The following is a 13508-nucleotide window of genomic DNA, read 5'->3' on the forward strand; positions in this document are numbered from 1 at the left end:
AGTTATATGCGTATTTTCTTGTGGTTACTAAATATTCTAGCAACCACTGATGATATTCTAAATAGCTTCACATCTGTCTTTACCAATTAAGTTATTTTCCTGAACATTAGAGTCTAGAGCATGTTCAGGGCTTGTGGCTGATTTTTAAGATCAATGTTTGAGAAAGATGTCATGATAAATTACACGATCGGCCATTTTTGTTTAAAAAATAGATGAATAATTGATTTCTGCCCAATAACTGTTCACTTGATGACGGATTTGTTAAAAAGCACTTAACAGAAAGTTAAAAACGCGTATAATGCAGCACATCAAGACGTCGCGCTCATAGCTCAGCTGGATAGAGCACTTGGCTACGAACTAAGGGGTCGGGAGTTCGAATCTCTCTGAGCGCACCAACTTGAACCCATCGACAGATGTAAAACTGGAAGAAACCGCTTAATTGCGGTTTTTTTGTGTCTAGCATAAATTAAATATGTTAAAAAATTATTTCATCTTCTGCTTAATTTTTAATGCCAATACGGTATTGCCACCAATCGCAGGTAACATGTCATGATAAGGCATGCTTCGCATCGCCCGAAGCAGGAAAGGCGCTTTGTCATGAATTTTCATGGCACTGGTGACATTTAATAAGGTACCGTTGCCTTGAGGAATCAGCTGCATCCCACCTTTGACAAACTGCAAATCTCCACCTACCGCATCAAACTGATTTTCTAAACTGTTGGGATAGTCAAAGCGCAGCTTAAAATCGAATGGAATATTGATTACGCCCAATCCGACTGAAATTTTATAGGCTGCATCAAAGGTGTTGGAATCAATTTGTTTGATGTCGATGTCTTTAATCTGGCGTGGAAAAAGTTCCTGATAAGCAGGCACACTCAGCCAATGCTTTAACTGTTGCGGGCTTTTGGCAAAATATTGATAGCTGCTACTAAAACGCAAGCTTTCCAGGCCATGCGAATAAGGCACTTTATTGGATGGCAAAATAAACGAGACGGGTTCTTGCGAGAACTGGCTCAATGCTGCAATTTTTTGAACCTGACTTGAACTTAATCGGGTTTCAGGTAATTCTCCAACTTTTAGGATTTGAGAGCTAGGCGTTTTAAAATGTTGTTGCAAGGCTTCTAATAAAAAAGCGTTGGTACCAGAAGGAATACCGAGTTTGGCCTCTGGAAGAGCATTCAAAATGGTACTGAATAAAAAGCCTTTAGGGTGGTTTAAGTCGCCCCATTGAGTAACAGTAATTAAAGTCTTGTTTCCGCCTAAATCAAACCATTCAATTTTACCCGCGCCGTAAGGAATCGGGGCATCCAGTACAATGGTAGAAATACTATTGGCAGTTAAATGATGCTGCATCAACACATTTTCTTTAAAGTTTAAGATAGGAATAGGAGTGGGAATAGATACTTGATATTTCATCTGTGTAATTGCGCCTTGCTGCACCAGTACTTTCGCAGATTTTAAGGTCGGAAATAGCCGATTGTACCCGCTATAGTTACTTAAAAGTCGTGCTACGTTTTGGCTATTGGCGGGTACAACGACTGCACCGGTATAAAACTTGCCTGTCATACTTTGCGGATTTTTAAAGGTCGGCAAAGTAATTGCCTGTGCAGGATGGGCATAAATCAAAATACGGTTTGCAGTCAAATCTGCCAGTGTTTGAGCTTTACCTTGAAATACACTTAAGCTGCTGGGAATTTGTTCTTTCCATTGAATAATTTTTGCAGAAGTCTGCATGCCAATCAGGCAGCACAGAATCAAGAAGCTGCATTTCTTTTTATGGGTTTGCATATCACATCCTGTTTATGCTTTTTTCTTACTGAATGCTGATGTTTTAATCAATTTTTAAAGCCTTGGGAAGCAAACTTATGTAAATTTGATTGTGATGGGGGCGAGTAAAAACAATAAGAAAAAGGTCAAATCTGGTGTAATATCTAGCGCAATTGTTGTAATAATTTGATGATGAAATATGTCAGAGACCAAGCCCGCGGTATCACTACGTTATTCCTTAAACCTGGAAGAATCACAAGATGGTTTTGCACTTGCAACTTTTGGTAAAAAGCAGCTCACGCGCTTTATTACCCCGTTGGTGAGTATCGGAATCATTATTTGGGGTTTTTATCTCGGCTTTAATGGCGTAGGTCGCTATTACGTGGCGCTTGGCGCTTTCTTTTTAATTTTACAGTTGATTATGCGTTACTGGTTTTTACCCATGATGTTTAAACGTCAATTTGTAAAATACCAATTCAGTAAAAGTGAACAGGGCATCGAATTATTTCAAGATTATGCCGAAATTTATGCTAATGGTCGTAAGCAGATATTCAACTACAGTGAAGTACAAAATTTTGCTATAGGTAAACTCACCTATATGATTGAGCTAAAAAACCGTACCGTCATTATTGTGCCGAAACGTGCTTTTGAGCAGCAATCTGCGGATCAAACGGTATTTGAAAATACATTCAAAAAGTAAGTTTTAAAATATTTAAATGTAAATTAAAAGGGAAGATCATGAATACACGTCCATCTAAAATTGTCTGTGTCGGTCGTAGCTATGCAGACCACGCCAAAGAATTAGGCAATGCTATTCCTGATCGTCCAGTTTTATTTATTAAGCCGCCCAGTAGTTTGACGAGTTTAGAACAAGGTATCTCATGGAATCCTGAGTGGGGCAATTGCCACTATGAATGTGAACTCAGCTTAAGGATCGACCGTACTTTAAAAGCAGAAACCGATCCAGCCAAAGCCCTGCAAGCAGTCGGTGCAGTGACTTTAGGTTTGGACTTGACCCTGCGAGATTTGCAAGATGATTTAAAGAAGAAAGGACAGCCTTGGGAACGTGCCAAAGCCTATGATGGTTCGTGTGTCTTGGCAGACTGGGTGGAGCTTTCAGAAGTCAAAGACTGGAAAGGTGTGCATTACACCTTGCATGTCAATGATGAGCTGCGTCAAAAAGGTGATACTTCTTTACTGATTTTTGATATTGCGACTTTGCTTGCAGATATCAGTCAGGTCTTTACTTTAGAACCGGGTGATGTGGTGATGACGGGTACGCCAGCAGGTGTGGCGGCCTTAAAACCAGACGATCAATTGACCATGACATTACAAGGTCAAACCCAAGATTTTGTCTGGAAAACCTTTGTTCAGGCTTAAGCTTTGAATGAAGAAAAGGACTGCTTAGGCGGTCTTTTTTTAAATAGATATGACGCAAAATACTTGTCAAATTATCTCCAACCAGATGATCTTCAATTTCGAAATTGAGAGACTTAGCGTATCTTTGGACGCGTAAAAATACGGTAAGTTTCAAGGAAAAATAGTGATAGAACGCAAGGCACTGGATGTACAAGCCTCTACCATCATGTTTGGCTTGTGTATTCTTTGGGGCTTACAGCAAGTTGTCTTAAAAATGGCGGCTCCAGATATTTCTACTTTAATGCAAGTTGCCTTGCGATCAGGACTTTCTGCCTTAATGGTTTATCCACTGATCAAGCTTGCAGAAGGGAAGGCATTGTGGAGCAAAGATTATTTGTATCCTGGCTTAACGGTGGCTATATTATTTGCTGCTGAGTTTTTTATGCTTGCTCAAGCCATCCGGTATACTTCTGCGTCACATACTGTTGTGCTGCTTTATACCGCACCTATTTTTGTGGCCTTAGGTCTGCACTGGAAATTGCCTTCTGAACGATTATCCATTTTGCAGTGGTGCGGTATTTTTATCGCTTTTTTGGGTATTGTAGTGACGTTTATTGGACGTAACGGCAGTTCAGAGTACGATCTATCGCGCGTACTGTTTGGAGATTTTTTGGCGTTATTGGCAGGAGTTCTCTGGGCAGCCACCACAATTGCCGTTCGCTTAAGCAAGCTTTCTGATGCGCCCGCGACCCAGACTTTGTTCTATCAATTGGCCGGTGGTTTTGTATTTTTATTTCCTTTAACTTTCGTGTTGGGACAAGCCAGCATTCATTGGACAACACTTGCCATTAGCAGTCTGATTTTCCATAGCGTTGCTATTTCATTTGCCAGTTATCTGATTTGGTTCTGGCTATTGAAAAGTTATTTGGCTTCACGTTTAGGGGTGTTTTCATTTTTAACGCCCTTATTTGGCATGCTGTTTGGTGTGTGGTTGCTCAATGAAAGCATCGAAATGAACTTTATTATTGGCACAGCTATGGTGATGGCTGGTGTATTGGTGGTGAGTTTACAGGGCTGGTTCAAGCCGAAAAATAGTAACGCATGAAAGCATGCAATAAAGCCACCTTAATAGGCTTTTCATCCATCTTGATTTGGGCAAGTCTGGTTGCAGTGGTTAAACTGATTACTGAATCCTTAAGTCCTGTTTCAGCCATTGCCCTGATTTATAGTTTTAGTGCAATCGCCATTTTAGTGTTGAATGGACTGCCGCGTTTTCAGCACATCTCGAAAGCTTATGTGTGGGGCTGTGGTGCTTTATTTGTGGCTTATGAAATTCTATTTTTAGTTTCGATTGCCTTGTCACACAATCATGATCAGGTGCTGATTATTGCAATGATTAATTATTTGTGGCCGCCACTTACGATTGTATTTTCAATCCTGGCTAAGCAGCTGAATTATCGTTGGCCCGTTATTTTAGGCTTTATTATTTCTGTCCTTGGGCTATTGCTGGTGGTTAATCCGGACATTTTGAATTTGCATCAATTTCTGCACATACTGCAACAAAATCCCATGGCCTATTTTTTTGCATTTTTAGGGGCTTTGCTTTGGCCATGTTATAGCGTAATGACCAAAAAATATGCCCAAGGACAAAATGCGGTACCGCTATTTTTTATAGTGACGGCAATCGCCTTATGGGGCATTCATTTTATTATGGATGAGGCTTTTATTTTTCCACAGTTGAGTATGTGGTTGTTGATTGCAGTAACTGGTGGTTTGGTGGGAATTGCCTATAGCAACTGGAATCAGAGTTTGCAGTTTGGCAATATAAAACTGCTGATCCTTGCTACCTATTTTATGCCTGTTTTATCTTCCTGTATGTCGATGCTAATTTTGAATACCACCCCGAATTTTACCTTTTGGATCGGAACATGCTTAGTCACTTTTGGGGCGGTAATTTGCTGGAAAAGTACTTCTGAAATTTAAGTCTTAAATATTTATCCTTCCTCTTTTAATGAGGAAGGATAAAAGTTTCTATATAAAGTAAAATTTCTCAATAAATGGCAGGCTGATCCACCTAAAGGTTTATTTCTGTTCCAGAATTTTGGATAACGGGATCGCTAATTTTGCTGAAAGATAGTCATCAGTTTCAACCAGTGCAGGCCCCAGTTTTTGCATCCATTCATCGTCAGGGTGAAGATTGCCCATATCCTGACGGCGTGGAAGTGGATAGGGTAACTGGGTATAGAAACTCCAGAAATCGACTTGATCCAGATTGCGTGCTAGCACAAACTCGTCATTGTCGGTACGTTTGACCAAATTTTGTTTTTCAAGCATCAGTACATAAGAAGGCCAGCGCCCAATTTCTTCACGCCCTAAAATGCTTAAAGCTTCTTCATCAGAAACACTTTCACCTTTCAGTTGTTTTTTATAAAACAGTTCCAGTAAATCCAGCAGCATAATCACAGGATGACGTTTCCGTTCTTTGCCTGAATAAAAAGCGGTTATTGCATAACTGATTTCAACGCCTAACAAGACAATATTCCAGGACAAGAAAATCCATAACAGGAAAATCGGCACGGCGGCAAAAGCACCGTAGACAATTTCATAACTGGTGAAATTGGACATGATGAAACCAAACAGATTTTTGAGTAATTCAAATACCACCGCACTGAATGTTCCCGCAATCAAAGCCGCCTTGATTGGAACACTCCGGTTGGGAATAGTCCAATTCAAAATGAAAAAACCCAGAATGGTCAGGGCAAAGGAAATACCCCAAAAGATAAACTCGCCATTTAATTCATAACCGGCAAAATTATTGCTCAGTACATTTAAAGAAGCCACGGCAGATGAAATAACGAAGGCACTGCCCAATACAATTGGACCCAGGGAGATAATGGTCCAATAACGCATGAATCCAATAATGCCGCCACGTGTTTCACGAACGCGCCAAATTCGGTTAAACACCGTCTCGATACTGGTTAGCATCATTACGGTAGTAATAAATAGAAATAAAATCCCAATGATAGTCAAATTACTGGATTTATCGGTAAAAGCATTGAAGGCTTTGTCAAAAGCAATCGTGGTTCGGGGTAAGAAATTACTATAAATCAGTTGTTGTAATTGTTGCCTTGCCGGTTCAAGGGCTTTAATGGAAGAAATGATGACCAGAAAAACAGTCAGCATGGGCACTACTGCAAATAGCGTGGTATAGGTTAAGGAACCTGCCTGTTCACGGCAACGATCGGCTTCAAAACGTCTTATCACAAATAAAACAAACTGAAACCAAGTCTTGTCATAAAAAGGGAGTTTTTTCAAATACTTTTCTAACATAGGTATAAAGTCTCAATTTTTTTAATCATCTTTATGAATTTTCATGATCAAGCTTAACCAAAAAAAAGGAAAAATACCGTATAGTTTTCTTTTTTAGCTTTGTTTATAAAAATTATGCAGCCTTATGTTCTTATTTTATATTACAGCAAATATGGTTCAACGAAAGACATGGCCTATTTAATTGCCAACGGCATTGAATCTACAGGTATAGCTGTAAAAATCCGCACTGTTCCCAATTTATCGACAGTGGTCAAAGAAGCGGAGCCAAGTATTCCTGCTGAAGGAGATATTTATTGTACTTTAGATGATTTGGCAAACTGTTCCGGTTTGGCACTCGGTTCTCCAACCCGTTTTGGCAATATGGCATCGGAGATGAAGTATTTTTGGGATCAGACCACCAGTCTTTGGCTGAATGGTGCTTTACATCAAAAACCGGCCTGTGTCTTTACCTCATCTGGTTCAATGCATGGCGGACAGGAAAGCACATTACTGACCATGCTGCCACCATTGTTTCATCACGGCATGATGATCATGGGTTTGTCGAATGCCAATCCTGCATTATCCAATACTAAATCGGGTGGTACGCCGTATGGTGCAAGCCATGTCAGTGGTCCGCGCCATGATTTAGGTTTAAGCCAGGATGAAAAAGTCTTATGTGAAGAGCAGGGCAAGCGATTGGGTAGTGTGGTTAAAAAGCTACAGACAAACTCATAATTTTCTAAAGTAGAAAGCAACTTAAGTAGGGGACTTTCTGAATAGAATTTTTATCGATTTATAAAAATAAAAAGACCATTCTAAAATAAATGGTCTTTTTAAATTACAGTATAAAATTCAAGCGTTAAGCCGTTATACTTTTTCTTTAAAACGATGATTGCACTTTAGGCATTTGTAATCTAAGAACACATTTTTATCGATAATTACACCGGCTTTTTTGCCGAAAATGTTCCCTAAAATACCGCCAGTGACACCTACGGCAATTGCTCCTACAAATGTGCCAACGGTGCCACCGAAAATAACCCCTAATGGTCCAGCAACAGCACCAATGGCTGCACCTGTCGATGCACCTGTTGCTGCGCCACCCACTGTACCTGCTGTTGCACCCGCGGAAGTAAGAAGGATGCCACTTATTGTCTTGATGTTTTTCTCGTGATCTCGTTTTTCAACTTCAGAAGATCCGCATTTAGGACATTGCATAAATTTTTCCATCAATTATTTATCTTTTGGTTATCTTGAAATGAAGCCAGTTTATTACTTCAAACAGATAATGCACCATCACAATTTACAGTATGGATGTTCTAACACATCGAGTCAGAAACATTTCATAGCAACTTGATTCTAGCTGAATGAAAGTCATAGAAGTTTATCTGAGTTGTAAATGCACTCATTTTCTAAAGATTTTACTGCTGCTAAAGATTCAACACAGTAACTTTTATCAAGTAACAAGCAGCGAGTCGGGTCGGAATTTTTTTCAACCCTCTACCAAAAATTCAGCTTTTACTTGATGAATTAAATCAGCAAGACCTAAAGCAGCCTGATCATTCTCCAAAAATTCATCACACTCGTTAACATTTTATCATTAGGGTTAATTTTTTCTGTGAAACTCTACTCTTACTCTGAAAAACTTACTTTCCTCTTGGAATTCCTATACAAATAACTTAATTATGATTAATTTGTTATATTTTTAATAAATTGAGATTTTGTTCACCTTTTTATAAAATTTTAATAAAATCAAAAATTACAGTTTTATAAACTGAATTAATCTCCCCAGTTGAGTCTTTATTAATAAATGTATTTATTATTTTTAATATGAAAACTATATTAATTTAACTGGTTTTTTCATGTGAATTTCACATTTTTAAAATTTTTATATAATGATTTCTTACAATTATGAAATAAGAAAAAAGTATAATATAAACAAAGATATGTGTGTTATTTTTGGAGTAATTTCTATATAGATTATAATAAATTTTGCATTTTATTTTTTATATATGATTTAATCTTTCTTAGAGAAATTAAAAATTAATAATTAAACATTACTAAATGAAAAATAAATAAACATCTTGTTTTAAAGGATGGCAAACACCATGAGAATATCAGTAATAAATGTGGGTTTATTTTGTTTATGTTTTCTGAGTAACACTTATGCAACATCTGATGAGTGGAGTCAGCGTTGGAAAGCATCAACTAGCCGCTCAAGTGAGAATTTAGTTCAAGCAAACCTGATTGAACTCATGGATTCAGATTATTATTCCGGACTGGGAAAGACTACGATAAACAGCACATCGACAAGTTCTATAGGCACGCTTAACTCATCTACGAGTAATGTGAATATCAATGGTTCCAACAACGGTGTAGATATTTCAAATGATACTGCCAATGACGGAGCTGTAAGTTCGACTACCACTCAAAACAATCAGCAATGTCCTAACTTAAGTACTCAACCTGGGGGAACATCATTATGTTGAACTTCCCTCGGTCGAATAGAAGAAAAATATCTTCTATAAGCATCACGATCCTTTTTAGCCACCTTCTGACAGGATGTACAGGCATGGCTCTTTCAAACAAGGAGTCTGTCAGCCTTGTACAAGGGCCACCCATTACCGATATTTTTACCCCTTTTGATATGGCCCTATCCTGCCTGAAAGGGCAACTGCGCAATGACGTCAATTTCTCTGTTGGAGCAATTTTGGACCAAACAGGAAAAGATGTGGTAACCAATGGCGGCAGTGGCAAAATGGTGACTCAAGGTGCTGGAGATATGGTGCAGTCTGCGTTATTTCAGGCTGGGGTGAGCTTATTGAACCGGCGTGACCCTCGTATTATAGAAAGCGAAGCCAAGTGGGGAATTCGTGATCCAAGGCAAATTCAGGCTTCTGATTATTATGTGACAGGCAGTATTAACAGTTTGGATTTTATTCCGGGTGGCGGTTTTGATATGCAAATTGGTGGTGTTGGCCCTAATTATAGTCAAACCCGAATTATGGTGGGGTTAGATTTATCCCTGACCGATACTCGCAGCAGTAAAGTTGTTGCCAATGTTTCACTGCAAAAGCAAATTGCCGCACAGGATTACGGCATAAGTGCAGGTAGATTTGCTGGCCATACTTTATTGAATATCCAGGTCGGAAAAGGAGAGAGAGAGGCAACAAATTTTGCGTTGCGCCAAATGTTAAATCTGGCAACTTTTGAATTGCTCAGTCAGGTGATTCCGCCCACAACATTCGAAAGCTGCCGCACTGAAATACCTCCTGAATTTGGCCGCTTAGAGTTAACGCGAAGCTCTGTTGCCCTGTATAAATATAAGGAAAACCAGAAACAAAATACTGCGAATTCAGGTAGGTCTCTGTTGGAATCGTCCTCACATGACACAAGTTCATCCAATGAGAGAAATAAATCGACCAACTCACCAAGCAAGGATACAAAGCCGCCTAAGCATAAAGAATCCGAGCTGATTCAGAATCCTGAAGGTGAGCCTGAAATGAGCAAACAGGACCTGATAAAATACATTAGCAAGAAACAGGGTTCATCTTCTTCAAGCAAAATGAATAAAGAAAAAGATACTCAAGAAAAAGTCGATAAAGAAAAAGAAGATGAAAAGACTACGACGCTGGGGAATGTCAATCCAGCAATGCTAGAAAATTACTGGTCAAGTACTCAGCGTGATTAAAAAAATATATAAAAAATGAGCTCGCTCTCATTATAAAAAGAAGTACTTAGCGAGAAGTACTTCAAAACTAGAAAGGGAAAATAACTATGAAAAAGACTATCAAAACAATCGCCTTATCTGCTGCCTTCCTGTCTAGTGCAGCCATGGCAAATCCAGGCAACCATGTCACTGTAGATACAGGTTTAGACGCTACCTTGGCGGCTGTATCTCAACATGCTAAAAATGGTACTGCGCTTAACCTTGCCATTAATACCGCTACTGTTGATGCAACAGTCAACGTACACGGGGGGTATAATTCACTGAATAATGTGGGAGACAAAATCGCAGTAGAAACTTCAGCAATTGGTGCAGTAAACACCGGTAGCATTAACTTACAACAAGGCAATCTGAGTGCCGTGAATACGGGTACAGTAGAGAAAACTTTTGATGCTGAAAAAAGTGCAGAGCGTTCTTTAGAACAATGGCGTTCTGAAGGTTCATCGGCGTTTGAAAGTTCTATCAGTGCCAGCCTGAATACCGACACTTATGATCAGTTCTCTGAAACCTTGAGTAATTACACTGCAGCAAATTTAGCTTTTAACTCAGCAGCTATTGATGCCTCTGTAAATATAGGCGGAAGAGTGAATCATATTGATGGTATTAAAACTTCAGCAATCGGTGCTGTGAACACCGGTAGCATTACAGTGACTGTAAAGTAAATCCACCTCTCAATATGATCCAGAGTCTAACTATTTTCGGATAGTTAGACTTTTTGTATTCTAGAACAAAATAAATATAAAATTGTTGATTAAATATTATTCTTTAGCAGAATAAACCTACTAAATATTGCGACTTAATCTGGAAGTTCGATGTACGCAATATGTGAAAGGATACTGTTGAGTGATTTTTATTCGGATTATTGAACAAGAATATAATGAATTTATGATTTTTTTGCATCTATTTCTAAAGCAGAAGCTGAATAACAGGCAAGATTAAATATAAAAAAGAGCGCCTAAGCACTCTTTTTAAAATTCAGTTCGACACTTAGTCGCGAACAAATTTAACTGCACCGTTCTCTAAAGATTTAATACGTGCCAAAGACTCAACACGGTAACCTTTATCAAGTAACAACTGGCGACCAGGCTGGAAAGATTTTTCAATCACAATACCAATACCTACAACTTCAGCTTTTGCTTGATGAATTAAATCAGCAAGACCTAAAGCGGCTTGACCATTTGCCAAGAAATCATCAATCACTAACGCTTTATCACTAGCGCTAATGTGCTTGTTTGAAATGGCAATGGTGCTTTCAATTTGTTTGGTAAAAGAGAAAACTTTAGAGCGGTACAAATCATCTTTTAAAGTCAAAGACTGATATTTACGTGCAAAGATCACAGGAACGCCAAGTTCTAAACCTGCCATTACTGCGGGTGCAATACCAGAAGCTTCGATGGTAATGATCTTCGTGATCCCTGCATCTTTAAAACGAGCAGCAAATTCTTTACCAATTTGCTGCATCAATACCGGGTCAATTTGATGATTCAAGAAAGCATCAACTTTCAGAACTTGATCAGATAGAACGATACCTTCACTTAAGATTTTCTGTTCTAGTGCGTGCACGGGAGAATTCCTCTAAGGGCAGATGCTTTTTCAAGCAAAAGCGTATTTTAAAAAGGCTCTCAAAAAATGCAAGCGAAATTGATCAAATCAATTAATTCGTTGAGCCTTTATAGCCTGTTAATAGCAAACCGTATGATGTTTTGCCATCTTGATGAGAAACCTTCACTGGTGCATAGTCAAGTTTAGGCGCTAACCAGAAAATTGTATCGCGGTTAGGCTTATCATGTTTCATCACGACCTTAATGGTGTCAAAGCTACCGTAAGAAGTTTTAACGGTTTCTGAACCTTGTTTGACAAAGCGGCGTGCCTCAACTTCTTTGGCATCTGCAATGGCATAACTGGATTTCAAACCCGAAGTTTTTAAATCTTCACGCAACTGTAATTCAGCATTTAACTCATCTAGAACCCCAGATTTCCAGGCAAAAGAGCGAGCCTTATCATCTTTTTTGGTGTTAATGGTTTTAGCATTTGGATTAAAGTTAATGCTCATGGTGTTGTTATGCACCAAAATTTTGCTGCTACGGCTAAAGCTGCTGGATAGGATTTGGTTGCCATTTAAACTGAAGTGGCTTGTTTCAGTTGCAGAGGCAATAGCCCCGGCTTTGGCAGCAAAAACATAGGTCCAGTTGTTCCCCGACTTGCTTAAAGTACGTGTTGCCGAGCCCATATTTTTGCCGTTATAGCTAAATTGATAACTTGCCTGGAATGGACTCATGGCAAATGCTTGGCTTGAGAAACCAGCCAACAACAGTGTAGTGCTTACACCAGATGCCAACGCAATCGTTTTCAATACATTGTGAGCCATAAGTAAAATGTTCCTATGAAGTTTGAATAAAGTGCAATTTTTTTTGCTTGGTTGCTATTATGCACTTTGATTATGAAGATAAAATTCGCTTTTTTGTTCAATCTGTATATTTATGTAGTTTTTTCCAGTTAAAAATACAGACTTTAATTAGCAAAAATAATTTAAATCATGCGCTATTTCTGCTTGATCGGGCTAACTTGAGTTTCCTCTAGTTCTTCTTCAGCTGACCAGTCTTCTACCGGTTGTTCCGACATTTTTTTAAATAATGCGGTCAGATTTACATTGCCCATTACGACCAGTTCAGCTTCACGTAAAACGGCATGATTGACATGGACTTTTGCTAGAGTATCAATGATAGAACGGTTTTTACCCAGCCAGCGGTTTAAGTCCAAATACAGTAAATCATCTTTAACTTTAATGACATTGAGCTTTTCTAGGATCATACCCAAGGGGTCTTTATTCAGCACCTTTTGATAGAAAAATAAGGCAAATTTTACTGCGATTTTCTGGAAAATGTTTTTGAATTTGGCTTCAATGACTTGGGTGTCACTAATTTGTTCAAATACAATCAGCTGAACGTCTTTATTGAGTTCCATCTGAACCAGTTTTAAATCGACTGAAAGGGTAATATAGAGACCCTTTACATCCAGCGTTGCATATAAACGTAACCAGTCTTCATGCAAGTCAGCATGCAAATCTTTGAGCATGGAAACATTGTCGGTGACAAAGCGCTGAAATGTGGCATTCAAAAAAACTTGAGATAGGGGGAATTCACGCTCATCTTCAATAAATCCTTCAGCCCTTTGATATACCTGGCGTATACGTTTAGAAATATTGGATATTAGCGTTTGCATATGGGGCATCCTAGCAAGTTAATTTTCTTGGACATCGAGAGATTTTGTCGAAAGTATTAAAAATACAGATATTCCATCTTGCAGTTTAGCAAAATTAATTGCACCATTTTCATGATTTTAATTGTCT

The 13508-nt window shown here is 38.7% G+C and carries 14 protein-coding genes, 1 tRNA gene and 1 pseudogene; 9 read left to right on the plus strand and 7 right to left on the minus strand.

What is annotated here, in order from left to right; translation table 11 throughout:
• The first annotated feature begins 318 nt into the window (after window positions 1-318).
• Window positions 319-395: transfer RNA gene (locus AC3CAU_RS05325), tRNA-Arg, on the plus strand.
• A gap of 88 nt (window positions 396-483) precedes the next feature.
• Here the strand turns inward: AC3CAU_RS05325 and AC3CAU_RS05330 are convergent.
• Window positions 484-1734: an SRPBCC family protein gene (locus AC3CAU_RS05330; protein WP_447054342.1), complete on the minus strand. Its 1251-nt coding sequence runs from the start codon at window positions 1732-1734 to the stop codon at window positions 484-486.
• 232 nt (window positions 1735-1966) lie between these two features.
• Between AC3CAU_RS05330 and AC3CAU_RS05335 the strand changes: the two genes are divergently transcribed.
• The 4 genes from AC3CAU_RS05335 (at window position 1967) to yddG (ending at window position 5109) form a co-directional block, all read left to right on the plus strand.
• On the plus strand, window positions 1967-2467 hold the full coding sequence (locus AC3CAU_RS05335) for a YcxB family protein (RefSeq protein WP_447053660.1): 501 nt from the start codon (window positions 1967-1969) through the stop codon (window positions 2465-2467).
• A 38-nt stretch (window positions 2468-2505) separates the two neighbouring features.
• Window positions 2506-3147, plus strand: a complete 642-nt coding sequence (locus tag AC3CAU_RS05340) for a fumarylacetoacetate hydrolase family protein (RefSeq protein WP_131217774.1) — start codon at window positions 2506-2508, stop codon at window positions 3145-3147.
• Window positions 3148-3352: 205 nt separating this feature from the next.
• A complete protein-coding gene (locus tag AC3CAU_RS05345; RefSeq protein ID WP_424619734.1) occupies window positions 3353-4231 on the plus strand; it encodes a DMT family transporter in 879 nt (292 codons plus the stop codon).
• Complete coding sequence (yddG, locus tag AC3CAU_RS05350; protein WP_424619727.1) at window positions 4228-5109, plus strand: aromatic amino acid DMT transporter YddG; 882 nt, start codon at window positions 4228-4230, stop codon at window positions 5107-5109. Before AC3CAU_RS05345 ends, yddG begins: the two co-directional genes overlap by 4 nt.
• A gap of 99 nt (window positions 5110-5208) precedes the next feature.
• Here the strand turns inward: yddG and AC3CAU_RS05355 are convergent, their stop codons facing one another.
• Window positions 5209-6456 (minus strand): YihY family inner membrane protein, encoded by a 1248-nt coding sequence (locus AC3CAU_RS05355; RefSeq protein ID WP_131217771.1) that lies wholly within the window; start codon window positions 6454-6456, stop codon window positions 5209-5211.
• Between the two features lie 114 nt (window positions 6457-6570).
• Here AC3CAU_RS05355 and wrbA point away from each other — a divergent pair, with 114 nt between their 5' ends.
• On the plus strand, window positions 6571-7170 hold the full coding sequence (gene wrbA / locus AC3CAU_RS05360; RefSeq protein WP_447053659.1) for an NAD(P)H:quinone oxidoreductase: 600 nt from the start codon (window positions 6571-6573) through the stop codon (window positions 7168-7170).
• Between the two features lie 132 nt (window positions 7171-7302).
• Here wrbA and AC3CAU_RS05365 read toward each other — a convergent pair whose 3' ends face one another.
• Both AC3CAU_RS05365 and AC3CAU_RS05370 read right to left on the minus strand, forming a co-directional pair.
• Window positions 7303-7662 (minus strand): hypothetical protein, encoded by a 360-nt coding sequence (locus AC3CAU_RS05365; RefSeq protein ID WP_131217820.1) that lies wholly within the window; start codon window positions 7660-7662, stop codon window positions 7303-7305.
• 144 nt (window positions 7663-7806) lie between these two features.
• Window positions 7807-8011: pseudogene (locus AC3CAU_RS05370) on the minus strand (hypothetical protein); the annotation flags it as partial.
• A gap of 529 nt (window positions 8012-8540) precedes the next feature.
• On the opposite strand from AC3CAU_RS05370, the gene AC3CAU_RS05375 reads away from it, so the two are divergent.
• The 3 genes from AC3CAU_RS05375 to AC3CAU_RS05385 all read left to right on the plus strand — a co-directional run bounded on the left by AC3CAU_RS05375 (window position 8541) and on the right by AC3CAU_RS05385 (window position 10821).
• Entirely contained in the window at window positions 8541-8921 is a 381-nt protein-coding gene (locus AC3CAU_RS05375) for a hypothetical protein (RefSeq protein WP_131214322.1), read from the plus strand.
• Window positions 8915-10123: a CsgG/HfaB family protein gene (locus AC3CAU_RS05380; protein WP_447053658.1), complete on the plus strand. Its 1209-nt coding sequence runs from the start codon at window positions 8915-8917 to the stop codon at window positions 10121-10123. Before AC3CAU_RS05375 ends, AC3CAU_RS05380 begins: the two co-directional genes overlap by 7 nt.
• A gap of 86 nt (window positions 10124-10209) precedes the next feature.
• On the plus strand, window positions 10210-10821 hold the full coding sequence (locus AC3CAU_RS05385; RefSeq protein WP_424620201.1) for a hypothetical protein: 612 nt from the start codon (window positions 10210-10212) through the stop codon (window positions 10819-10821).
• 325 nt (window positions 10822-11146) lie between these two features.
• Here the strand turns inward: AC3CAU_RS05385 and AC3CAU_RS05390 are convergent, their stop codons facing one another.
• The 3 genes from AC3CAU_RS05390 to AC3CAU_RS05400 all read right to left on the minus strand — a co-directional run bounded on the left by AC3CAU_RS05390 (window position 11147) and on the right by AC3CAU_RS05400 (window position 13381).
• Entirely contained in the window at window positions 11147-11722 is a 576-nt protein-coding gene (locus tag AC3CAU_RS05390; RefSeq protein ID WP_424620203.1) for a xanthine phosphoribosyltransferase, read from the minus strand.
• A 91-nt stretch (window positions 11723-11813) separates the two neighbouring features.
• Window positions 11814-12527 carry a DUF3108 domain-containing protein gene (locus AC3CAU_RS05395; RefSeq protein ID WP_447053657.1) on the minus strand — a complete coding sequence of 238 codons (714 nt, stop codon included), beginning with the start codon at window positions 12525-12527 and terminating at the stop codon, window positions 11814-11816.
• A 173-nt stretch (window positions 12528-12700) separates the two neighbouring features.
• On the minus strand, window positions 12701-13381 hold the full coding sequence (locus tag AC3CAU_RS05400; protein WP_447053656.1) for a hypothetical protein: 681 nt from the start codon (window positions 13379-13381) through the stop codon (window positions 12701-12703).
• Window positions 13382-13508 lie beyond the last annotated feature (127 nt).

The sequence above is a fragment of the Acinetobacter sp. GG23 genome, assembly GCF_057766365.1.